Raw genomic sequence first — 22,312 nt, forward strand, 5'->3', positions numbered from 1 at the left:
TCTTTGGCCGAACGGAAGCCATTTGCTGATGCCTCGTCACCACGCACTGCTCGGATTACTGGCCCTGCTGCCGCTGGCAGCCAACGCCGCATACCGGTTCGATGTACCGGATTATCTTGCTCGCCTGCCCGAGCAGACCTATCGCATCGTAGAACAGAACTTCAACACCCTTTATCAGCAGACTGATTTCACTCCCCTGATCACCAACAGCTACTTCAACGGTTCCCATCTCTACAAGTTTGTCGGGGTACCGCTGGCCATCAGCGCCCAGTCAGGTTTCCAGCTGGAGGTGTTTGGTCAGGTCTATAACCGCGCTTCGCAAGCCTATATGCACCTGAGCGAGGATATGTCCCTCTATCGGGTGATGCGGGTCGATCTGATGGGGAACCCCAATGATCAGTTGGCCATCGGTTTTGGTCTGGGGGTACCCATCACCCCGTTGCTAACCCTCAAGGCGATCGCCTCCGGCAGTGATATCCCGGGCTATGGCTCTGCCAAATACGCCGTTGGTTTTGAGTGGCGTTACTGAATAGCCGCTGATTGAAACAATTCAGGCTCCGTAATGGAGCCTGAATTGTATGTGGTGATGTTGTGATCAGGCGTAGCGGATCACCCGCCCTTCGCCCCCTTGCAGGGTGACAGCCGTACCGACAGCCTGCTCCTGCCAAAAATCGGTTCCCCCTTCCGGCAGCAGAAACTCCTGCGGTTGCCCCTCCCAGTTGAACAAGCAGAGCAGAGTCCCCCCCTCGGGCAGCCCCACTTCACCGCAGGCAAAGTCCATCGACTCGAAACGGGCAGAGGGTGCCCGGGCGGCGCAGAGCGCCAGCAACTTGCACAGTTGCACAGCCTGCTCCTCATCGAGATCTTGCAGCCGATCACCGGCCAGCATCATGCCACCGCTCGCCACCAGCGCTGCCAGATGGAAGCTGTAATCCGCCTTGCTGGCCTGCTGGCTCGGTAGATCCCGCAAGCAGATGCAGTCGGGATCGAGGGCCCAGAGCTTGTCATTCTGCCAGGCGCGGCAGAAGGCTTCGCGAGCGATCTGGCGATAGCGATGGCCATTGCGCTCCACGTCATCACTCACCCGCATGCCGTGCACCAGCCCAAGGCTTGGCCAGATAGGGGCGTTGCAACCGAGCAGGAAAGCGCCTTCACCTGCACCACGCAGGATGGCGGCCATGCCGCGCCGATAGGCTTCAACCCGGGTGGCGGCCGAATCGTGGAAACGGCCACCGTGGATGGCGCCCCAGAAGTTGGCATCGAGCTTGAAATAGTGGATGCCCCACTGCTCACGCAGGGTACGGAACACCCGCTCAAGGTGCGCCTGTACCTCGGGGTGGGTACCGTCCAGCACATACCAGGGAGTGCAACGCCAACCGCCATAAGTCACTCGTTCGGAAGGGAGCGGCAGGCCGTCATCCCCCTTCACGAACCAGTCCGGATGATCCTGAAACAGCTGCGAACCGGGCTCGGCAATAAAGGGAGCGACCCAGAGGGCAGGCTCGCAGCCAGCCTGTTTAATCTCCGCAGCCAATGAGGCCACCCCCTGCTCAAACTTAGGCGAAGGGGTGAGCCAGTCGCCCATTTTGGCCTGATAGCCGTCGTCGATCTGCACATAGCGCAGGGCCGGGAAATGTTCGGCGCGCACCTGCAGGTTTTCGCGAATGTCGGCAGCGCTCACATCGGCATAGTAGTGGTACCAGGAGCACCAGCCGCTCGGGCGCTCGCTCACCTTACCGATCAGCGAGCCGTGCTCGGCCTCGATCAACCGTGCCAACTCAGCCAGCAGATCCTCGCGCTCCGCCCCTTCGAGGCAGATCAGCGCCTCGCTCTGCCAGTGCTCACCGGCCGCGAGTTCCCGCCCTTCGCAGTTCATCAGGATCTGCAAGCGACCATCGGGGTAGAGGCGAAACTCCCCGCCAAAACGGTGGCAGCTGGCAAAGGCGAGCAGCAGCCACCCCTTGCCATGCTCCACCAGCAACAGGTTGTGAATGGTGTGATAGCCATTGTCATCGGTGATGCGATAGACGCTGGCATCGGGGCAACGGCCGACATGTTGCGGTGATTGCCAGCTACCCATGGTCTGGGCCAGCATCTGGAATCCTTCGCCATAGATGGCACTCTCCACCGGCAGGCCAAGCTTGCCGTCAAACAGCACCCAGCGGTCAACCGGGGTGGCATCAGCGCCGGTGTTGTCGAGTCGCACCCGACACAGGGGCCCTTCCCACTCACGGGTTTGCAGCAGATGGGGTGGCAACGCAGTATCGTTCGCCAGCTGGCGAACTCGGGACAAGAGGGATGTCATCACTACTCCTTGTAGTTCGAAAAGGGTTCTATCAGACGATGTTCAACAGATAATCTGCATACAAATCAGCTTCAAACGAACTGATTTCAGTTGTTATTGTTTTAATGCCGCGACCCGGCCTCTCTGGTAAACTGCGATTTTTCTTCCCAGTCGATGAGGTTCACGTGATCGCGCAACGCGCCTTGCTGTACTTTCGTGACTTTATGGTCATCGTCGCCTGCCTGCTGGCAGGCAAATCCGTGGCAGCCATCCTGCCGTTCGCCTTTCCCGGCAGCATCATCGGCATGCTGCTGCTCTTCGTGCTGCTCTCCCTGCAACTGATAAAGCTGCACTGGGTCGAGCTGGGCGCAGGCTTGCTGCTGCGCCACATGGGCGTGCTGTTCGTGCCGGTTGCGGTCGGGCTGGTGGCCTGGCTTGAGCCCCTGCGCCAATCCTTCGGCGTCATCATGCTCTGCATCGTGCTCGGGATCGTGCTGATCCTCGCCACCGTCGGTCGGCTCTACCAGAGGATGAACAAATGATCTTCTGGCTCGCCATTCCCCTGACCCTGGCGCTCTATTTCGCCACCCGCGCCCTCTATCGCCGCCTGCCCTGGCCCATCATCAATCCGGTGCTGGTGCCGACCGCGGTGATCATCGGCCTGCTGCTCTGGTTTGATCTGCCACTTGAGCAGTACGAGCGCGGCAGCAGCCCCATTACCATGCTGCTGGAACCCGCCGTAGTGGCGCTGGCGCTGCCGCTCTATCAGCAGGCGCGCCAGATCCAGGCCAAGCTCAAGCCCATCCTAATCTGTACCCTCGCCTCCGTCTTGATCTCGGTGTGTACAACCTTGCTGATCGGTCATTTTATGGGCACAGATCCTGCGCTGCTCGCCTCATTGGCGACCAAATCCATCACCACCCCGCTCGCCATGAGCGTCAGCCAGTCCATCGGCGGCATTCCCGCCATCGCGGCCGCCGTGGTGGTGGTGGTGGGGATTGTCGGTGCCCTGATCGGCTATCCACTGCTCAAACTGCTGAAAGTGACCGACCCGGAAGCCCAAGGGCTCGCCATGGGGGCCTGTGCCCACGCCATCGGCACGGCTACTTCCGCCGAGAAAGGGATCACCCAGGGGGCCTTTGCATCGCTCGCCATGGTGGTGTGCGGCATCCTCACCGCGGCCGTCGCCCCGCTGCTGTTTGCCATCTATCACTGGCTGATCTGATCATCCCATTGACCACCTGTTGACCATTCCGGGGGGCCTGCTGGCCTCTCGGGGTGCGACCTGCCGCACAATTTGCACAAGACAAACGTTTCCATTACCATCCCCCTCCGTTTGCCCGTCAGGGCGTGAGCCTGCTCACACATTTACCCGAGCTTGCTCCCTACAATGGCCGCCCAATTGGCCTTTGAGGACACACTATGCATCCCCGTTTTGCCAAGCCATTCGATACCCTCTCTGCCCCGCTCAAAGCAGCCGTGCAGCCCATGCTGGATAGTGCCGACTTCAACGCCCGCTTCACACCGGAGCAAGTCGCCACCCTGAAAGCCGCCACAGGTCTCGATGATCGCGCCCTGCGCCTCGCCCTGTTGCCGCTGGCCGCCGCCTGTTCGGTGGCACCCATCTCCAAGTTTTACGTCGGTGCCATCGCCTGCGGCCTGAGCGGCAGCTGGTACTTCGGTGCCAACATGGAGTTTGCGGGGCAAGGTCTGTTCCACTCGGTCCACGCCGAGCAGTCCGCCATCTCCAACGCCTGGCTGGGTGGCGAGACCGGGATCTCTGAAATCACCGTCAACTACACCCCCTGCGGCCACTGCCGTCAGTTTATGAACGAGCTGAGCACCGCCAAGATCCTGAAAGTCTCTCTGCCCGATGACCTGAGCGCCCTGCAATCCTTCCTGCCCCACTCGTTTGGCCCGGCGGATCTCGACATCACTGATGCGCTGATGAGCCCGCAGGATCACGCCGAGCTCGAGCTTCAAAGCGAAGACCCGCTGTGGCAAGCCGCGCTGGCCGCCGCCCGTCAAAGCTACGCCCCCTACAGTCAGGGCTATGCCGCGGTGGCGCTGCAGTTTGCCGATGGCCGCATCTTCTCTGGCCGCTACGCCGAGAACGCCGCCTTCAACCCCAGCCTGCCGCCGATGCAGATGGCCTGCGCCCATGCGGTGCTTAATGGCGAAGATCTCGCCACCATCCGCCGCGCCGTACTGCTGGAGAACAAAAACGGCCAGATCAGCCAGCGTGACTCTGCCCAGTCCACTCTCAAGGCGCTGGGCTCCATCGAGCTGGAGTATCAGGCGGTCTGACCCCCGCGTCGCTTCGATAAACGAAAGCCCCCGCACCTTGGTGCGGGGGCTTTTTTACTGTGCCGTTTAACCGGGAGCAGCCGGTGATCCTCACGGCTTGGCGCGGTTGATCACCCAGTCTGACCAGTTGCTGATCAGACAGGTTTCAGCCGCGCGGTGAAGTGGCGCAGCAGCGGCGGTTCGTAGTCAAAGGTGAGCCCGCGAATGTGGCTGGCCCGCGCTTTCACCGCGATCAGGCAGTCGGCCACATAGTCCATGTGATCCCGGGTATAGACCCGGCGCGGAATGGTCAGACGCAACAACTCGAAGTCCGCCGCCTCCTGCTTGCCTGTGGCGGGATCACGCCCCAGCAATAGGGAGCCAATCTCCACCCCGCGCACGCCCCCTTCCAGATAGAGCTCGCAGGCGAGCGCATGGGCAGGGAACTGCTCGGCCGGAATATGGGGCAGCAGCTTCTTGGCATCCACAAACACCGCATGACCGCCGGTGGGGGTCTGGATCGGGATGCCCGCCTCGGCCAGCCGCTCGCCGAGATAGGCCACCTGACTGATGCGGTAGGTGAGATACTCCTCATCCATCCCCTCCCGCAGGCCGATGGCGAGCGCCGCCATGTCACGCCCCGCAAGGCCGCCGTAGGTGACGAACCCCTCCATCGCCACGCAGCGCACCTGCACCGCGCGAAACAGGTCGAGATCTTCTTTGAAGCAACACAACCCGCCGATATTGACCAACCCGTCCTTTTTGGCCGACATGGTGAAGATGTCTCCCAGCGCGAACATCTGGCGCACTATCTCCTTGATGCTGCACTTGGCATAGGCCGGATCCCGCTCCTTGATAAACCAGGCGTTCTCGGCGAAGCGTGCGGCGTCGATCACCACCGGAATCTGGTGGCGACGAGCCAGCGCCGAGACCGCCTCCATATTGGCCATGGAGACCGGCTGGCCGCCGGCGCTGTTGCAGGTCACCGTGATGATGATGCCGGCTACATTGGCGGCCCCCAGGGTCTCGATGGTGTCGGTCAGACGAGGGAGATCAAAATCCCCCTTCCAGGCGTAGGGGGCAGTGGTGTCGAGCGCTCTCGGGGTGAGCAGGTTGATGGCCCGCGCGCCAGCCAACTCCACATGGGCCTTGGTGGTGTCGAAGTGGTAGTTGGAGATAAACACCGGCGCCTTGCCCATGCAGCGCTTGACCAGCTCGGGGAAGAGGATCTGCTCGGCCCCGCGCCCCTGGTGGGTGGGCATCACATGCTGATAGCCAAAGATCTCGCGCACCGTGCGCTCCAGCTCGACGAAGTTGCGGCTGCCCGCATAGGCCTCATCCCCCATCATGATGCCAGCCCACTGACGGTCGGACATGGCACCGGTACCGCTGTCGGTCAGCAGATCGATATAGACATCCTCGGCCAGCAGCAGGAAGGGGTTCCAGCCAGCGGCCTCGAGGGCGGCACGGCGCTCGACGCCAGTGGTCTGTTTGATGGGCTCGACCATCTTGATACGAAACGGCTCGGGTATACGACGCATAAAAGACTCCTCACCGGCGCAAGGCCAGTGTGTTTGAAATCGGGATAGGCAAAGAGGCCGGGGCGATCAGGGTCGTCCGGCTGACAAATTCAAACGGCGGGTGCCGCCAATCAGCGGTGAGGAAAGTCGAAGGTGAGAATGGGATCCCGGGTATACCAGTGGGCAAGCAGGCAAGCTGCCCGGGGCGTAGCTGTCATGATTGGCATCACTCCCCTCCATATCGTTGTAGACAGTCGGTGGCCAACAAGATCCATTGATGAATGCTGCCAACGGGCAGCCTCGCCACGTTAACGGCTGGTTAATTTGCAAACAAGAGATGCACTGACAGGCTGTGCGCCCGCTCACAAAGTGCGCATCTGCGCGGCAAACAGGCAGTGAGGTTGATCCGCCCGCCCCCCCGGTTCGTTATTCTCCCTAGCCACACGCCACATACCCCATCAGCCAAGGCCGGAAGCCATCATGCATCGCAAACCCCATCTGCCCGAGAAGATCTGCCCCGTCTGCCAGCGCCCCTTCTGTTGGCGGCGCAAGTGGGCGCGCAGTTGGGAGGAGGTTCGCTACTGCAGCGAACGCTGTCGCCACGCTCGTCTCCGTAGCCATCAACATAATGAGGAGCCAGCCTGATGGAGCTGCGCCTTGTTCTCGGCGATCAGCTGAACGCCGCTCACAGCTGGTTTCGCACCCCGGATCCGGCAATCTGCTACCTGATGGCGGAGCTGCGCCAGGAGACCGACTACTGCCGCCACCATCGCCAGAAGGTGCTGGCCTTCTTTGCCGCCATGCGCGCCTTCGCAGCAGCACTCACCCAAGCGGGCCACCGCGTCTGTTACCTGACCCTGGATGAGAGCGCCCGCTGGCCCGACTTGCCCGGCTTGCTGGAGGCTCAGCTCGTAGCACATCAGGCCGACAGCTTTGCCTGGCAGAGCCCGGACGAGTGGCGCCTCGCCAGCCAGTTGAAAAGCTGGGCGGCGGGTCTTGTCATCACTGCCACCGAGGTGGAGAGCGAGCATTTTCTCACCCCCCGCGATGGCTGGCAGCGCTACCCCCACAGCCGGATGGAGTTCTTCTACCGCGCCCTGCGAAAGCAATACCGGGTGCTGCTTGATGAGCGCGGCCAACCCCTTGGCGGGCGCTGGAATTTTGATGACGAGAACCGCGCCAAACTGCCGGCGAGCCAGCCGCTCCCGGCCCCTCTCACCTTTGTCAACGAGGTGAGCGAGATTGACGCCATGCTGACCCGCCAGGGGGTCAACACCATCGGCGAGGCGGATGCCAGCCAACTGCCGTGGCCCATCACAAGGCGCCAGAGTCGCGAGCTGCTGGCCCATTTTCTGGCCCATTGCCTGCCTCATTTTGGCCGCTATCAGGATGCCCTGAGCGAGCGGGGCTGGAGCCTGTTTCACAGCCGCCTGTCGTTTTCCCTAAACAGCAAGATGCTTCATCCGCTTGAGGTGATCCGGGCCGCCGAATCCCACTGGCAGGCCAATCAGGGCACCATCACGTTGGCGCAAGTGGAGGGTTTTATCCGCCAGATCCTCGGCTGGCGCGAGTTTGTCCGCGCCCTCTATTGGGAGAAGATGCCTGACTACAAACAGACCAATTTTCTCGGGGCCGACCGGCCGCTGCCCGGCTTTTTCTGGAATGGAGAAACCAAGATGGCCTGCGTGCGCCACGCCATTCATCAGTCTCTGGAACACGGTTACGCCCACCATATCCAGCGGCTGATGGTGACCGGCAACTTTGCCCTGCTGGCGGGGCTCGATCCTGACGAGGTGGATCAGTGGTATCTCGGCATCTATGTGGATGCCATCGAGTGGGTGGAGTTGCCCAACACCCGCGGCATGAGCCAGTTTGCCGATGGCGGCCTGATGGGCAGCAAGCCCTACGCCAGCAGCGGCGCCTATCTCGAGCGGATGGGCCACTACTGCAAGGGGTGCCACTATCAGGTCAAAGCCCGCCACGGCGACGGAAGTTGCCCCTTCAACAGCCTCTACTGGCACTTTCTCTGGCGCAATCGGTACAAACTTGGCGGCAATCCCCGCCTCGCCCTCCCCTATGCCAACTGGGATGGCCAAGCCGCAGAACAACAGCAGGCCATTCTGGCAACGGCGGAGCACTACCTGATCAAGCTGGAGCAGTTGTAAGCGGGCCATGTCCCTCACAACATCACAGCGCTTTACGCTGGCAATCAGGCTCACCATCGCACCAAACACCAGCTTGTGACAGGCAAGCAGACGGAGATCCCAATCCTGCGCAGAGCGGTTGAATATCCTGTGGCGGCTGATTATGGTGGTGGCCATATCTGGAGATCAGTCAAGGAAAGATGATATGGAGATAGTGGTTCTCGGTGGCGGCGTAATTGGGGTAACCAGCGCCTGGTATCTGGCCAAAGCGGGTCACAAGGTGACCCTGCTGGAGCGACAGGGGGGCGTCGCCCTTGAAACCAGCCATGCCAACGCCGGGCAGATATCCCCGGGTTATGCGGCCCCCTGGGCGGCCCCCGGCATCCCGCTCAAGGCCGCCAAGTGGATGCTGCAAAAGCATGCCCCCTTCACCGTGCGCCCCACCGCCGACCCCTTCCAGCTGCGCTGGATGCTCAGAATGCTCGCCAACTGTACTCCGACCGCCTATGCCACCAACAAGGGGCGCATGGTGCGTCTGGCCGAATACAGCCGCGACTGCATGAAGCTGCTGCGCGACGAGCTCAACATCGATTACGAAGGGCGCCAGCTCGGCACCCTGCAGCTGTTTCGCAGCCAATCCCAGCTCGATGCCAGTCAGCGCGATATCGAGGTGCTGGAGGAGTATGGCGTCCCCTACCAGTCGCTGGATGCCAGCGGCTGCGAAGCGGCAGAGCCTGCGCTGGCGCGGGTGCGCGGCAAAATCGTCGGCGGCTTGCGTCTGCCCGGCGACGAGACCGGCGACTGCTTCCGCTTCACCAAGGCCCTTGCCCTTGAAGCCGAGAAGCTCGGGGTCAAGTTTGTCTTCAGCTGCGACATCGACGAGATTGAGCAAGCCCGTGGCCGAGCCGTGGCGGTGCGGGCGGGCGAGCAGCGCTATCGCGCCGATGCCATCGTCTGTGCGCTCGGCAGTTATGCCACCGGTTTTTTGCGGCCGCTGCTGCGCCCGCTCGGGCTGGAGCTGCCTGTCTATCCGGTCAAGGGCTACTCCCTCACCCTGCCGATGATCAACGCAGACGCCGCGCCGCGCAGTACCGTACTCGACGAGACCTACAAGGTGGCCATCACCCGCTTTGACGAGCGGATCCGGGTCGGCGGCATGGCGGAGCTGTCGGGCTACAACCTCGCTCTCAACCCCAGACGCCACGACACTCTGGCGATGGTGGTGGGGGATCTCTTTCCCGAAGGGGGCGATATCAGCAAGGCTGAATTCTGGACCGGCCTACGCCCCATGACGCCGGACGGCACCCCGCTGGTGGGGCCGAGCCCCATTCCCGGCCTCTGGCTCAATACCGGCCACGGCACCCTGGGCTGGACCATGGCGGCCGGTTCGGGTCGGCTTCTGTGCGATCTCATCAGCGGCAGCGAGCCCGCCATCAGCGATGAGGGGCTCACCCTGGCCCGTTACGGCTAAGCACCTAAGCTATCGGGCTGTTTCACACGCCAACTGCGCCCCCCAGACAACAGCAGAGGACGTTCTCAACCGCTTTATTGACAGGCCACCGCCAAAAACGGTGGCCTTTTCGTCTGATGTTGACCTTCTCCCTCCCCGCCTACCTGAGCGGTGCTCTGGCTGCCGGTTAATGCAGCAAACGGCACAGAATATTGCGCAATTCGACTTGCGCCAGCCGCCACAATCCGTAATGTGGATAGACGCATTTTTCGCAGCGCATATTTTTTAAATGGCCTGTAAACCGCTTGTAAACAGGCGTCGCCAGAGAAGCGGTTACGGGTGTCATCGCAAGTTTCTTTAGCAGCAATCCAGGGTAGGACAATATGAAAAAAGTAGGTTTGGTCGGTTGGCGTGGCATGGTGGGATCGGTTCTGATGAGCCGGATGCAGGAAGAGCAGGATTTCGCCCATATTCAACCCACATTCTTCACCACCTCCCAGGCCGGTGAGGCCGCTCCCAACTTCGGCGTCGATGCCGGTACTCTGCAGGACGCCTTCGATATCGAGGCGCTGGCCAAGCAGGATATCATCATCACCGCCCAGGGCGGCGACTACACCAAGGATGTCTATCCGCGCCTGAAAGCCGCTGGCTGGCAGGGTTACTGGATTGACGCCGCCTCCTCCCTGCGGATGGAGAAAGACGCCGTCATCATTCTGGATCCGGTCAACGGCGACGTCATCGAGCAGGCCCTGAACGATGGCATCAAGACCTTCGTCGGCGGCAACTGCACCGTCAGCCTGATGCTGCTGGCCCTCGGCGGCCTGTTCAAGGCCGATCTGGTGGAGTGGGTGAGCGTGGCGACCTATCAGGCTGCCTCCGGTGGCGGTGCCCGCCATATGCGCGAGCTGGTCACCCAGATGGGGATGCTGCGCGACGAAGTGGCGGTTGAGCTGGCCGATCCTGCCTCCGCCATCCTCGACATCGAGCGCAAGATCACCGAGAAGACCCGCTCCGGCACCCTGCCGGTGGACAACTTCGGCGTACCGCTGGCCGGTGGCCTCATTCCCTGGATTGACACCAAGCTCGACAACGGCCAGAGCCGTGAAGAGTGGAAGGGTCAGGCTGAGACCAACAAGATTTTGGGTATCGAGAACGCCGTCATTCCGGTGGATGGTCTCTGTGTGCGGATCGGCGCCCTGCGCTGCCACAGTCAGGCCTTTACCATCAAGCTGAAAAAGGATGTGCCGCTGGCGGAGATCGAAGCGCTGCTGGCCGCCCACAACGACTGGGTGAAAGTGATCCCCAACGATCGCGACATCACAGCCCGCGAGCTGACTCCGGCTGCCGTCACCGGCACCCTCAGCATTCCGGTGGGTCGTCTGCGCAAGCTCAATATGGGCCCTGAGTATCTGGCCGCCTTCACCGTGGGTGACCAGCTGCTGTGGGGCGCCGCCGAGCCGCTGCGCCGCATGCTGCGTATCCTGCTGGCGCGCTAATCCGCCACAGCAGCAGATACAACAAGGGCGGGGAGTCACACTCCCCGCCCTTTTTCATTGCCAGTTTTTATAAGCCCTTTAGCAGGTTCTCACTCTTGCTGTCACTTAAAGCAGAATGCGCTGACAGCCGCTGTAGATCTCGGCCCGCCCGGGGCGGCAAAAACCCACCAGGGTGAGCCCGGTCTGCTCGGCCCGCTCGACCGCAAGCTCGGTAGCGGCCGAGATGGCGAGCAAGATCTCGACCCCGGCGCTGGCGCACTTTTGCACCATCTCGAAGCTGGCGCGGCTGGTTACCAGAATGGCACCATCACGGCGACCCGTGCGGCTCAGATGGCCCACCAGCTTATCCAGCGCAATATGGCGCCCCACATCCTCGCGGATGGCGAGAATGTTGCCTTCCCCATCCAGATGCACCGCCGCATGGGTGGCGCCGGTGCGCTGGCCCAGCAGCTGGAGCGGGCGCAGCGCGGTCAATACCTTGTCGATATGGCCCACCGCCAGACGCTGACTGTCGGGCAGCCTTGGCTGGGTGCGGATCACCAGCTCCAGACTCTCGCTGCCGCAGATGCCGCAACCGGTACGGCCCGCCAGCGTGCGCCGCTTCTCTTTAAGGCGATAAACGCAGCGGTTGGCCAGGGTGATATGCAGCTCAATCCCCTGACAGCCCTCAATCTGCTCGATGTCGTGGATATCGAGCAGGCTGTCGATGATCCCCTCGGATAGCGAAAAGCCGATGGCAAAATCCTCCAGATCGGAGGCAGAGCACATCATCACGCTGTGAGCAATGCCGTTGTAGACCAGCGCCACCGGCGTCTCGGAGGGGAGCTCCATTTCGCTGTCGCAGGTCAGTGCATCGGCGCGGTAGTGCACCACCTCGCGGTGGATGGCGCAGCGGGCCAGTTCGTTCTGTTCGCTCTGCTCTCTTTGTTCTCTCTGCTCGCACTGTTCGCTCTGTTTTCTCAGCTCGCTAAGCTCATCACGCGCCTCAAGCTCAAGTAGCTCTCTCATGGTGCGACCCCGTCAATGATCTCGGGATCTCTGGCCGAAATGCCGAGCCGCTTCATTTTTGAGAGCAAGGTGGTGCGCTTCATGCCGAGACGGTTGGCCGCCCCCCGCTCGCCAGCGACGATGCCGTTGCAGTCACGCAGGGCAGCGATGATCGCCTCGCGCTCATCAATCGGCCCCTCCTCGGCAAAGAGCGGCGTGGCGGGCTCGTCATAAACCAGAGTCTCAATCTTGTGGTAGCCCTTGAGGGGCATCAGCTCATCGGGCGAGAGGTTGAGCACATGGCCGCGGGTCATCACCACGGCGCGCTCGATAACGTTCTCCAGCTCGCGGATATTGCCGTACCAGGGCAGCGACACCAGCATCTTCATGGCATCGGCGGGGATCGAGGTGATGGTGCGGCGCATCCGCTTGGCGATCTTCTTGATAAAGAAATTGACCAAGAGCGGAATGTCCTCGCGCCGCTCCCGCAGGGGCGGCAGCTCGATGGGAAAGACATTGAGGCGGTAGTAGAGATCGCTTCTGAAACGCTTGTTCTTGACCATTGAGAGCAGATCGCAGTTGGTGGCGGCCACCAGCCGCACATCCACCGCGATGGGGTTGCTGTTGCCTACCCGCTCCAGCTCGTGTTCCTGCAATACCCGCAAGAGTTTGGGCTGCAAGTCCAGCGGCATATCCCCCACTTCGTCGAGGAACAGGGTGCCTTTGTGGGCCCGCTCGAAGCGGCCGATGCGCTGGGTCAGAGCGCCGGTAAAGGCCCCCTTCTCGTGGCCAAAGAGATCGCTCTCGATAAGGCCGGTGGGAATGGCGGCGCAGTTCACCTTCACCATCTCGTGGTCGTGGCGGGCACTCAGGGCGTGAATGGCCTGGGCGATCAGCTCCTTGCCGGTGCCGGTCTCGCCGAGGATCAGCACGGTACTGTCGCTCTCGGCCACCAGCCGCACCTTCTCCAGCACGCTCTCCATCACCGTGCTCTGGTAGATGATGTGGGGAAACTCCCCCTGCATCTGCGGCTCGTTGATGCGAATGGTCTTCTCTTTTGCGCCGTTGGTGTTGGAGATCTCCTGCTGCGCCTGCACGTTATTCATGGCTATGGCGGTGCGCGCCGCCACCTGCTCCAGCAAGGAGATATCGATATCGGCAAAGAAGTCGGCGTTGGGGTGCGAGAGGATCAACACCCCCAGCAGGTTGCCCCGATAGCGCAGCGGCAAAATGCAGGAGCTGTCGGCCTCGGGCGGCAGGATCTGGGAGGTAAAGCGGCAGCGATTGCTGCAACCGTGGCCGTGTTCGCGATAGACAAAAAACGGCTCGCTGTGGCCAAGGGCCCCCTGCAGACACTTCTTTTCAAAACAGGAGTGATCGATGATGCCCGGCTGATCGCTCTGGTGCTGATTGACCAGATAGCTCTTGAAGCTGTCGGAGGTGGCGTTGTACTCCGCCAGACACAAGCTGCTGATGCCAAAGTGGTGGTGCAGGATGGTAAACAGGCTCTTGGGCAGCTCGGCGATGCGCACCAGTTTGATTACCGCGTTGGTCACATCCACCAGAATTTTGCAGCTGTCGCGCTCAAGACGCAGGGAGTTGGCCTGCTCCAGAGTGCGCTCCTTGTCGAGCACGTTCTCCAGCGCAATGGCGATAATGGCCGCAAGCTGGGTCAGTTTGGCAAGGGTCTCCATGGTGAAGCTGTCGAGCTGGGTGTTGATAAACTCGACCCCGCCCAAGTGGCTTCGGGCGGTGGTGATGGGGAGCTGGCAGTAGGAGCGCAGCCCCCCGTAGACCCCTTCGCGATCCAGCGCCGGGCAGCGATTCTCAAAGCGGGCGGCAGCGAGAATGATGGCCTGTTCCGGGGTCTCTTTGGTAGGACGGGGGGAGAGGTGCAGCTCTGCCTTGGGGCAGACCAGATGCTTTGGGCCGGAATGTCCCATGAAGTAGAAGATGGCCTCCTCGTCTGCACCCATGTTGAGGATCAGATTGACCCGGGTCACGCCGCCGAAGCTGGCATCTATCTTGTTGAGTTTGTGGATAAAGTCATCGAGCGTCACGGCCGACAGGAGGGATTTGGAGAGCAGGAGGAAACCGTCGTCCCAGATGGGAGAGATCTCGTCCAGGGGGATGGCACTCACATTTAGCATTGCGGCCTCACGTTATATCGATTTAGTCACCAGTCAGGCTGTCCATGCCATCGCATCACGACAAGCACCCGTCACCAAAATAAATAGCCACAGCCCGTAAAAACGGCTGCCAATAAGAAAAGCGGTGACGAAAATTGTCGCATGTTGCAATTCCAGAGTTGTTATTAACGAACGACAACAAAAAGTAACATCGTTATCGGGGGATATATTGGAATGGCGACTCATCATAGATGAGCTCAAATTTCATTACAATCCGATTTAATATATCTGATGGCCATATTTAACCGGTTATTTCATCAGTTCTTGATCTCAATTAAGGCGCCCGAAAAGTGGGCCGCCGTCAACTGTCAGATCTACCTCTCCTCTTCGCTGGCTGCTTCACTGGCTGCGGGTTTCAAGATGGCGTTTGCTGCCCATTCATCGGCAGTTTATGAGGTGATGATCCGGCTATGGCAGCACTTCAGGCCACCGAAGATAAAGAGGGCCGACAGGCTCTGGAAGGCCATCAGCAGCCAGCTGGCGTTGTCGGCAAGCTCGGCGGTGACGCTCTGGTGCGTGAGGTAGACCAGCAGGGTGATCACCCCCAGCAGCAGGCTGTTGATCAAGGTGGTGGAGATAAACCCGATCAGCCAGGCACTGGAAATACTCAAGGCGGAAAATACGCTGCTCATGGCGAGCCTTGCTGCCATAAAACAGCCGAAAAAACCGAAGCCGAGCAGAAATATCATCTCGTCGCGCCAAATATAGCAACCTATTCCCAGCAATATCGCCGCCAGATAGGTACCAATATAGAAAATTCCGAATAAGCGACCAATTTCATGTTGCATCATTTATCCCCTGTTTTTGGGTAATAAAAGGGTGCCCGACTCGATAAATCCGAGTCGGGTTCCCTTATTTGTGCAGAACGTCCTTTTTTAGGGCGGGTCAGCCTTTGGCTGCGCTGCGCAATTTCGCCTTGAGCGCGCTGTATTCAGTCTGGACGTACACTTCCGCCTCAGGCTGATTGTCGATGCGCTCGATCTTCACCGCACAGTACTTGTACTCCGGCGTGTGGGAGACCGGATCGACGTGCTCGATGGTGAGCTCGTTGCAGGCCCCGATCCACCACTGGTAGGTCATGTAGACCACCCCGGCGTTGACCCGGTCGTTGTAGTTGGCCCGGGTGATCACCTTGCCACGGCGCGACGAGATCCAGACCAGCGCCTGATCCTTCACCCCGAGCTTTTTGGCATCGCTCGGGTGGATCTGCACATAGCCCGGCTCATCGGCCAGGGTTTGCAGCGCCGAGCAGTTGCCGGTCATGGAGCGGCAGGAGTAGTGACCCACCTCGCGCACGGTGGAGAGCACCAGCGGGTACTCGGCACAGGGCTGCTCCAGCGGCGGCCGCCACTCGGAGGCAATCAGCTGACCCTTGCCACTCGGGGTAGTGAACACATTCCCCTCGAACAGAGTGCTGGTGCCCGGGTGATCCTCGGTCGGACAGGGCCACTGCACGCTCTTGAGATCGGCCATCTTGTCGTAGCTGACCCCGGCATAGAGCGGGCAGAGCGCACGCATCTCGTCCCAGATCTCTTCGGTGTTGTGGTACTCCATGGGATAACCCATGGCGGTCGCCATCAACGAGAAGATGGCCCAGTCCGGCTTCACGTTCTCGGGGGGCGTCACCGCCTTGTAGAAGCGCTGGAAGCCGCGATCCGCCGAGCTGTAGACCCCTTCGTGCTCGCCCCAGCTGGTGGCGGGCAGAATGACGTCGGCCATCTCGGCGGTCTGGGTCATGAAGATATCCTGCACGATCACCAGCTCCATCCCCGCAAGAGTGCGGCGGAACTGACCCAAGTCAGCTTCGGTCTGGGCCGGATCTTCACCGAAGATGTAGAAGGCCTTGCACTTGCCCTCCTCCACCTTGTGGCCAAGCTCCGTCAACCGATAGCCGGGCTTTTGGGAGAGTGACTCCACGCCCCACGCCTTGGCGAACTTGGCGCTGATCTCGGGATCGGCCACCGACTGATAACCCGGGAACTGGTGCGGCAGCATCCCCATATCGCAGGTGCCCTGCACGTTGTTCTGACCACGCACCGGCCCACAACCGGTACCGCGGCGACCGAAGTTGCCGGTCAGCAGCGCCAGACCCGCGAGCCCCTTGACCACGTCCACCGCCTGACCGTACTGGGTCACCCCCATGCCCCACAGGATCATGGAAGCAGGCGACTCGGCATAGGTGCGAATGGCGGCGCGGATATCGGCGGCTTTGAGGCCAGTGATCCCCTCGACATATTCCGGTGTGTACTTGGCCACCGTCGCCTTGAAGGTCTCGAACCCTTCGGTGTAGTTGGCGACAAATGCCTTGTTGTAGAGCCCTTCATTGATCAACACGTTGGCGAAGGCGTTAACCAGCGCCATGTTGGAACCGTTTTTGAGCGGCAGCCACTGATCGGCAATACGGGCGGTCTCCACCATACGGGGATCACACACAATCACCTTGGCCCCGTTTGCCTTCGCCTTGAGGATATGGCGGGCGACGATGGGGTGAGAGTCAGCAGCGTTGTAACCAAACACCAGCAGGCACTTGGTCTCTTGAATTTCGGGAATGGCGTTGCTCATGGCGCCGTTGCCTACAGTTGTCTCCAGACCGGAGACTGAGGGTGCGTGTCACACCCTCGCGCAGTGGTCGACGTTGTTCGTCCCAATCACCGCACGGGCAAATTTCTGCATCACATAGTTGGCTTCATTGCCGGGGCCACGGGCAGAGCCGGTGGTCATGATGGCGTCCGGGCCATATTTTGCCTTGATGGCAGAGAGACGGCTGCTGGCGAACGCGATGGCCTCGTCCCAGGAGACGGCCTCGAACTTGCCACCGCGCTCGCGGCGGATCATCGGGCTCTTGAGACGGGGGGTCAGCAGGTTGGTGTCGTTCAAAAAATCCCAACCGTAATAGCCCTTGAGGCAGAGTTGCCCCTCATTGGTCCGGCCGTTGGCGCCTTCGGCCCCCACCACCTTGTCGTTTTCAACCAGCAGGTTGATTTTGCAACCGGTGCCGCAATAGGGGCACACGGTAATGACTTTTTTCATGACTCACACTCTTGTTTGTTAACGAAAAACGGCTCGGCAAGCCCGCTCACACCCGCGCCGGCATCGCCAGCAGTGCCTCGGCACTGGCCAGCTGCTTCTGCCGGTTCAGGGTTTCAAGATGCTCCGGCGTGACCAGCCGCAGCGCCTGGGTCGGACACACCTCGACACAGGCCGGGCCCGCCTCGCGGTGACGGCAGAGGTCGCACTTGAGCGCCTGCGCCTTGGTCTGCGGACGCTTGAAGAGCGAATCTGCAGCCGGGGGCACCTCTTTGAGCACCACCGCCATGGCGCCGTAAGGACAGGCCACCACGCAGGACTTGCAGCCGATGCAGCGCTCCTGCAACACCTTGACGCAACCATCCTCGCTGACGATGGCATTGTTCGGGCAGGCCATGGCGCACGGCTTGTCTTCACACTGGCGGCAGAGCACCGGCGTGGTCACCTTGCTGCCCACGATCACCTTCAGGCGCGGCTGAAAGTAGCTGTCCCTGGAGACCAGATGTCCATCCTCGATGGCAAGATGCAGGCCGCCCTCCCGCTCAAGGGTCCCGCTGCAAGACCCTGACTGGTGTGAAACGGCGCAGGCCACCTCACAGGTACGACACCCAATACAGAGACTGGGATCTGCAATCACGAAGCTGTTCATAGAGAGGGATCCTAAATGGTTCGTTACACCGGGCCGCCCGCCGACAGGCAAAGAGGCGGCCAGCCCCCCACAAAGCATTTATCAGACCAAAACGGGCAAATGGCGCGATAAAAATTCACAAGCAACTGAAAATAAAGGAGTAATCAGAAAGAGACGCGTGCTGAATGCCACAACTGACGAGGGTGACGACGGGGTGGGAAGTGTGATCGACACGACAAAAGTGACGAGCTCGACACAGGCTAACAAAGGCATATCACCCTACCCTTTCAGCCTGCACGCACAAATAACAGCCAATCAATGACTAATTTATTGATCTCGGACAGATTATGCGCCGATTGCCCTTTTTACCCCCTACCCGATTGGATAGCATGCTTCAGTTGGCAACCAGCTCCGTTGAGGGCGCCTACATGCAGAATAATAACTAGGTTCCACAGGTTAATATCTGCAAACTAGGGCTGCATCTTAGGGGGGTAGTCAGATTTTATATAAGTAATAGTTTTTTAAATAATTAAAGGACCGAGCATGGCTGTTCCAAAAGTTTTTGTAAGCTCAACATGTTTTGATCTCTCCGAAATTCGTGAGCAATTGAGTCGCTTTATTTCAAATTATGGTTTCGAGTCCGTTTTAAGTGAACATGGTGATGTCTTCTATCACCCGGATTTACATACGCACTAAGCTTGCGTCAATGAGATTTCAAACTGCCAACTTTTTATTCTTATTATAGGAGGAAGATTTGGCGGGCAATATATTAGCGACAAATCCAAATCAATAACCAATGCAGAATATGATGCTGCAAAAAAGAATAACATACCAATATTTACCTATGTAAGAAACTCAGTATTAAACAATCACCACATTTTTCAACAAAACAAAAACAAACAATTTGTTACCGAAATAGAATATCCAGCTATTGAACAGCAAAAATATGCCATAGATATATTTAACTTTGTCGATCAAGTAAGAAAGTCAGCACTAAACAATGCCTTAGAGGGTTTTGATAATTTTTCAGACATTGAGATAAGCCTTAGAAAGCAATGGGCTGGGATGTTCTTTGATTTTCTCAAAACGAGAGAAGTCAAATCACAAATTGATGCAACAAACCACTCCCTATCCATATTAAACTCATCCAGTGCAAAACTAGAACTCTTAGTTAAAAGTTTATATCGTTCCCTCGACAAAGAAAATGCAGATAGCAACATATTATCAATTGAAGTAGAAAATGCAGCCAGAGATTTTTATGATGAAACTATATTTTTCGACATGGATTTTACTGAAAATGAATTTTTAGGAAAAGAAGCCAATATTAAAGTGCTTGCCCATGTTTCACCTAACGGGAAAACTTGGCATCAATATCTTGCTGATCTAGGGTTGTTTAAATACGATACATATACCGATGAAGAAGGTGATTATACGGTAATCGAAAGAATCGGTGTAGGGTACGGTTTTATTCTAAGAGGAGAACACCATCATGATAAAGTTAAACTTTACGAACATGGTATATTGAATACAAATGAAGAACAACGAGCCAATATTCTACGAAATCTAGTCTCAACAAAAAAATAATTTAATACCAAATCCAAAGGGTGCACAGTTACAGTCAACAGCACCCTATAACTATCTATTTCATACAACTTAACGTGTAATGAAATATGAAAGTATCCTTTAGGGACATAGCCAAGTCTGACCTTGGTCACCCTACATCAGCATTCACTATATACAAAACTAAAATTATCATTGTAAAATATATAGCGTTACGTATTATCTGGCTGAATAAAACAGAAAATATTGATGAGTTAATAACTATTTGGCGTCATGTTGCTTACCTCTTCTCTCCTCGAAAAAATTGGTCAATTGCCGTAGGGTGCAATAAGCGCAGCGCATTGCACCTCTTGCCTATTTTAATACTTGGTGCAATTCACTTCGTTCATTGCACCCTACACTTTCCCCCTCCAAATAAAGACTCCATTGCTACCCAAGCCCCTCCTCTTTGCTATCCTGCCTGCAATTAATTAGTCACTATTTTATCGTCTATTTTTCACTCGCTTCGGTAAAAAATAGTGGCCAAAGCGCTTCCCCAGATAAAACAAACGGTTGCCCACAGAGCTCGTGAATATTTCAATCAACGGCCAATTAATAACCTTACTCAAAATGACGTTTTGATTATTTATACCTGAGCATGAACCCGCAGAGTGTGTGTCATTATAAGCTTAACGACAGATGAACAGACTGTGTCCCATGAAACGCATCTTTATATCCGATTAGCTCCCTTCCCATCGCAATCCTTTGATTTCCCCCCGATGTTGTATCCACACATACCTGATGTGTTCGGGGCGATCTGCTGTGGCAAACGTGTAAACATCAAACTGACAAGATGAACTCATGAACTGTGATAAACAACAAGCCATGTCCGGCGTCATGCTGGCGGCGATTGGCGTAGTCTATGGCGATATCGGCACCAGCCCGCTCTATACCTTGCGCGAGTGCCTGTCAGGTCAATTCGGGTTCGGCGTCGAGCCGGCCTCCATTCTCGGCTTTCTCTCGCTGATCTTCTGGCTGCTGATCCTGGTGGTGTCGGTCAAGTACCTCTCCTTTGTCATGCGGGCCGACAACGCCGGCGAGGGCGGCATTCTCACCCTGATGTCGCTGGCGACCCGCAACGCCTCCACCCGCTGGACGCCGCTGCTGATCATCCTCGGCCTGATTGGCGGCAGCTTCTTCTATGGCGAGGTGGTGATCACCCCGGCGATGTCGGTGATGTCGGCCATCGAGGGTCTGAGCATTCTCACCCCCGCCCTCGACCCCTATATCGTCACTCTCTCGGTGCTGGTGCTGACCCTGCTCTTTGCCATCCAGAAACATGGCACCGCCATGGTGGGCAAGCTGTTTGCCCCCATCATGCTGATCTGGTTTATGACGCTGGCGGTGCTGGGGCTGCGCGGCATCATCCACAACCCCGAGGTGCTGGGTGCGCTCAACCCCATCTGGGCGGTGCGCTTCTTTATCCAGTACCAGACCACCTCCTTCTTTGCCCTCGGCGCCGTGGTGCTGGCGATCACAGGGGTGGAGGCGCTCTACGCGGATATGGGCCACTTTGGCAAAAATCCCATTCGCCTCGCCTGGTTTATCGTGGTGTTGCCCTCTCTGGTGCTCAACTACTTCGGTCAGGGGGCGCTGCTGCTGAGCAACCCGGCGGCTATTGCCAACCCCTTCTTCCTGCTCGCGCCGAAATGGGCGCTGGTGCCGCTGCTGCTGCTGGCAACCATGGCGACGGTGATCGCCTCGCAGGCGGTGATCTCCGGGGTCTTTTCGCTGACTCGGCAAGCGGTGCGGCTCGGTTATCTCTCCCCCATTCGCATCGTTCATACCTCCGAGCAGGAGTCCGGCCAGATCTATATTCCGGTCATCAACTGGATGCTCTATATCTCGGTGGTGATCGTCATCATGAGCTTCGAGCACTCCAGCAATCTGGCGGCGGCCTACGGCATCGCGGTGACCGGCACCATGGTGCTCACCTCCATCCTCTCCTGCTCGGTGGCCAAGAACAGCTGGCACTGGAACAAGTATCTGGTGGCCATCCTGTTTGCCGCGCTGCTCTGTATCGACGTGCCGCTGTTTGCCGCCAACCTCGCCAAGATCTTCTCCGGCGGCTGGCTGCCGCTCACCCTGGGCGCGGTGATGTTCACCGTGATGACCAGCTGGAAGAGCGAGCGCTTTCAGCTTATTCGTCGCCTGAACGAGCACGGCAACTCCCTTGAGCCGATGATCGCCTCGCTGGAAAAATCCCCGCCGACCCGGGTGGCCGGCACTGCGGTCTATATGTCGCGGGTGGTCAATGTGATCCCCCATGCGCTCTTGCATAACCTCAAGCACAACAAGGTGCTGCACGAGCGGATCATCCTGCTCACCCTGCGGGTGGAGGATGTGCCCTACGTCCACAATGTGCGCCGGGTCTGCATCGAGCAGCTCTCCCCCACCTTCTGGCGGGTGGTAGCAAGCTACGGCTGGCGCGAAACCCCGAACGTGGAGGAGATCTTCCACCGCTGCAACGCCGAGGGGCTCAGTTGCCGGATGATGGAGACCTCGTTCTTTATGGCCCACGAGTCGCTGATCATGAAAGACCGCCCTTGGTATCTCTATCTGCGCGGCAAGCTCTTTATGCTGCTGCAGCGCAACGCCCTGCGTGCCCCGGATCAGTTCGAGATCCCGCCCAACCGGGTCATCGAGCTGGGTTCGCAGGTGGATATCTGATGGCGGGTTGATGGCCTTTTGATGGCATAGAA

17 protein-coding genes and 1 pseudogene are annotated in these 22,312 nt (G+C 58.7%); 11 read left to right on the plus strand and 7 right to left on the minus strand.

Annotated features, from left to right (window positions below):
* The first annotated feature begins 28 nt into the window (after positions 1-28).
* Positions 29-529: a hypothetical protein gene (locus G5315_RS01330; RefSeq protein ID WP_005360277.1), complete on the plus strand. Its 501-nt coding sequence runs from the start codon at positions 29-31 to the stop codon at positions 527-529.
* Between the two features lie 66 nt (positions 530-595).
* On the opposite strand, the gene G5315_RS01335 is transcribed toward G5315_RS01330, so the two are convergent.
* The gene (locus tag G5315_RS01335) at positions 596-2,305 is read right to left on the minus strand and encodes a glycoside hydrolase family 36 protein (RefSeq protein WP_421332164.1); all 1,710 of its coding nucleotides are present in this window, start codon (positions 2,303-2,305) and stop codon (positions 596-598) included.
* A gap of 164 nt (positions 2,306-2,469) precedes the next feature.
* Between G5315_RS01335 and G5315_RS01340 the strand changes: the two genes are divergently transcribed.
* From G5315_RS01340 to cdd, 3 genes are all read left to right on the plus strand, one after another.
* Complete coding sequence (locus tag G5315_RS01340) at positions 2,470-2,826, plus strand: CidA/LrgA family protein (protein ID WP_005333279.1); 357 nt, start codon at positions 2,470-2,472, stop codon at positions 2,824-2,826.
* Positions 2,823-3,509: an LrgB family protein gene (locus G5315_RS01345; protein WP_005333281.1), complete on the plus strand. Its 687-nt coding sequence runs from the start codon at positions 2,823-2,825 to the stop codon at positions 3,507-3,509. Before G5315_RS01340 ends, G5315_RS01345 begins: the two co-directional genes overlap by 4 nt.
* A 197-nt stretch (positions 3,510-3,706) precedes the next feature.
* Positions 3,707-4,591 (plus strand): cytidine deaminase, encoded by an 885-nt coding sequence (gene cdd, locus G5315_RS01350; protein ID WP_075114739.1) that lies wholly within the window; start codon positions 3,707-3,709, stop codon positions 4,589-4,591.
* A 134-nt stretch (positions 4,592-4,725) separates the two neighbouring features.
* Here the strand turns inward: cdd and G5315_RS01355 are convergent, their stop codons facing one another.
* A complete protein-coding gene (locus tag G5315_RS01355) occupies positions 4,726-6,111 on the minus strand; it encodes a tryptophanase (RefSeq protein WP_421332166.1) in 1,386 nt (461 codons plus the stop codon).
* Between the two features lie 459 nt (positions 6,112-6,570).
* Between G5315_RS01355 and G5315_RS01360 the strand changes: the two genes are divergently transcribed.
* From G5315_RS01360 to asd, 4 genes are all read left to right on the plus strand, one after another.
* The gene (locus G5315_RS01360; RefSeq protein ID WP_421332168.1) at positions 6,571-6,735 is read left to right on the plus strand and encodes a DUF2256 domain-containing protein; all 165 of its coding nucleotides are present in this window, start codon (positions 6,571-6,573) and stop codon (positions 6,733-6,735) included.
* Positions 6,735-8,255, plus strand: coding sequence for a cryptochrome/photolyase family protein (locus tag G5315_RS01365; RefSeq protein WP_421332170.1), 1,521 nt, complete (start codon positions 6,735-6,737; stop codon positions 8,253-8,255). Before G5315_RS01360 ends, G5315_RS01365 begins: the two co-directional genes overlap by 1 nt.
* Positions 8,256-8,439: 184 nt before the next feature.
* The gene (locus tag G5315_RS01370) at positions 8,440-9,705 is read left to right on the plus strand and encodes a D-amino acid dehydrogenase (protein WP_421332171.1); all 1,266 of its coding nucleotides are present in this window, start codon (positions 8,440-8,442) and stop codon (positions 9,703-9,705) included.
* A gap of 362 nt (positions 9,706-10,067) precedes the next feature.
* Positions 10,068-11,180: an aspartate-semialdehyde dehydrogenase gene (gene asd / locus G5315_RS01375; RefSeq protein WP_005345266.1), complete on the plus strand. Its 1,113-nt coding sequence runs from the start codon at positions 10,068-10,070 to the stop codon at positions 11,178-11,180.
* 105 nt (positions 11,181-11,285) lie between these two features.
* Here the strand turns inward: asd and fdhD are convergent, their stop codons facing one another.
* The 5 genes from fdhD to G5315_RS01400 form a co-directional block, all read right to left on the minus strand.
* A complete protein-coding gene (gene fdhD, locus G5315_RS01380) occupies positions 11,286-12,188 on the minus strand; it encodes a formate dehydrogenase accessory sulfurtransferase FdhD (protein WP_421332172.1) in 903 nt (300 codons plus the stop codon).
* Complete coding sequence (locus tag G5315_RS01385; RefSeq protein WP_421332174.1) at positions 12,185-14,317, minus strand: sigma 54-interacting transcriptional regulator; 2,133 nt, start codon at positions 14,315-14,317, stop codon at positions 12,185-12,187. The genes fdhD and G5315_RS01385 overlap by 4 nt, the downstream gene beginning before the upstream one ends.
* 428 nt (positions 14,318-14,745) lie before the next feature.
* Positions 14,746-14,988, minus strand: coding sequence for a hypothetical protein (locus G5315_RS01390; protein WP_236272572.1), 243 nt, complete (start codon positions 14,986-14,988; stop codon positions 14,746-14,748).
* Between the two features lie 253 nt (positions 14,989-15,241).
* A complete protein-coding gene (fdhF, locus tag G5315_RS01395; protein ID WP_247822863.1) occupies positions 15,242-17,386 on the minus strand; it encodes a formate dehydrogenase subunit alpha in 2,145 nt (714 codons plus the stop codon).
* Positions 17,387-17,432: 46 nt separating this feature from the next.
* Positions 17,433-18,032, minus strand: a complete 600-nt coding sequence (locus G5315_RS01400; protein ID WP_058057623.1) for a 4Fe-4S dicluster domain-containing protein — start codon at positions 18,030-18,032, stop codon at positions 17,433-17,435.
* 522 nt (positions 18,033-18,554) lie between these two features.
* Here G5315_RS01400 and G5315_RS01405 point away from each other — a divergent pair.
* The 3 genes and pseudogenes from G5315_RS01405 to kup form a co-directional block, all read left to right on the plus strand.
* Positions 18,555-18,815 (plus strand): annotated as a pseudogene (locus G5315_RS01405) (DUF4062 domain-containing protein); the annotation flags it as partial.
* A gap of 261 nt (positions 18,816-19,076) precedes the next feature.
* Positions 19,077-19,595: a hypothetical protein gene (locus G5315_RS01410; RefSeq protein WP_421332384.1), complete on the plus strand. Its 519-nt coding sequence runs from the start codon at positions 19,077-19,079 to the stop codon at positions 19,593-19,595.
* 816 nt (positions 19,596-20,411) lie between these two features.
* Positions 20,412-22,280, plus strand: coding sequence for a low affinity potassium transporter Kup (gene kup / locus G5315_RS01415; RefSeq protein WP_024944982.1), 1,869 nt, complete (start codon positions 20,412-20,414; stop codon positions 22,278-22,280).
* Positions 22,281-22,312 lie beyond the last annotated feature (32 nt).

The organism is Aeromonas sp. 603607 (genome assembly GCF_049171595.1).
Lineage (GTDB): Bacteria > Pseudomonadota > Gammaproteobacteria > Enterobacterales > Aeromonadaceae > Aeromonas > Aeromonas veronii.

Excerpts from the sequence above, each read along its gene's own strand:
- G5315_RS01330 (WP_005360277.1), top strand. The coding sequence starts at position 29 with ATGCCTCGTCACCACGCACTGCTCGGATTACTGGCCCTGCTGCCGCTG.
- G5315_RS01335 (WP_421332164.1), bottom strand. The coding sequence starts at position 2,305 with ATGACATCCCTCTTGTCCCGAGTTCGCCAGCTGGCGAACGATACTGCG.
- G5315_RS01345 (WP_005333281.1), top strand. The coding sequence starts at position 2,823 with ATGATCTTCTGGCTCGCCATTCCCCTGACCCTGGCGCTCTATTTCGCC.
- cdd (WP_075114739.1), top strand. The coding sequence starts at position 3,707 with ATGCATCCCCGTTTTGCCAAGCCATTCGATACCCTCTCTGCCCCGCTC.
- G5315_RS01355 (WP_421332166.1), bottom strand. The coding sequence starts at position 6,111 with ATGCGTCGTATACCCGAGCCGTTTCGTATCAAGATGGTCGAGCCCATC.
- G5315_RS01360 (WP_421332168.1), top strand. The coding sequence starts at position 6,571 with ATGCATCGCAAACCCCATCTGCCCGAGAAGATCTGCCCCGTCTGCCAG.
- G5315_RS01365 (WP_421332170.1), top strand. The coding sequence starts at position 6,735 with ATGGAGCTGCGCCTTGTTCTCGGCGATCAGCTGAACGCCGCTCACAGC.
- G5315_RS01370 (WP_421332171.1), top strand. The coding sequence starts at position 8,440 with ATGGAGATAGTGGTTCTCGGTGGCGGCGTAATTGGGGTAACCAGCGCC.
- asd (WP_005345266.1), top strand. The coding sequence starts at position 10,068 with ATGAAAAAAGTAGGTTTGGTCGGTTGGCGTGGCATGGTGGGATCGGTT.
- fdhD (WP_421332172.1), bottom strand. The coding sequence starts at position 12,188 with ATGAGAGAGCTACTTGAGCTTGAGGCGCGTGATGAGCTTAGCGAGCTG.
- G5315_RS01385 (WP_421332174.1), bottom strand. The coding sequence starts at position 14,317 with ATGCTAAATGTGAGTGCCATCCCCCTGGACGAGATCTCTCCCATCTGG.
- G5315_RS01390 (WP_236272572.1), bottom strand. The coding sequence starts at position 14,988 with ATGAGCAGCGTATTTTCCGCCTTGAGTATTTCCAGTGCCTGGCTGATC.
- G5315_RS01400 (WP_058057623.1), bottom strand. The coding sequence starts at position 18,032 with ATGAACAGCTTCGTGATTGCAGATCCCAGTCTCTGTATTGGGTGTCGT.
- G5315_RS01410 (WP_421332384.1), top strand. The coding sequence starts at position 19,077 with ATGTTCTTTGATTTTCTCAAAACGAGAGAAGTCAAATCACAAATTGAT.
- kup (WP_024944982.1), top strand. The coding sequence starts at position 20,412 with ATGAACTGTGATAAACAACAAGCCATGTCCGGCGTCATGCTGGCGGCG.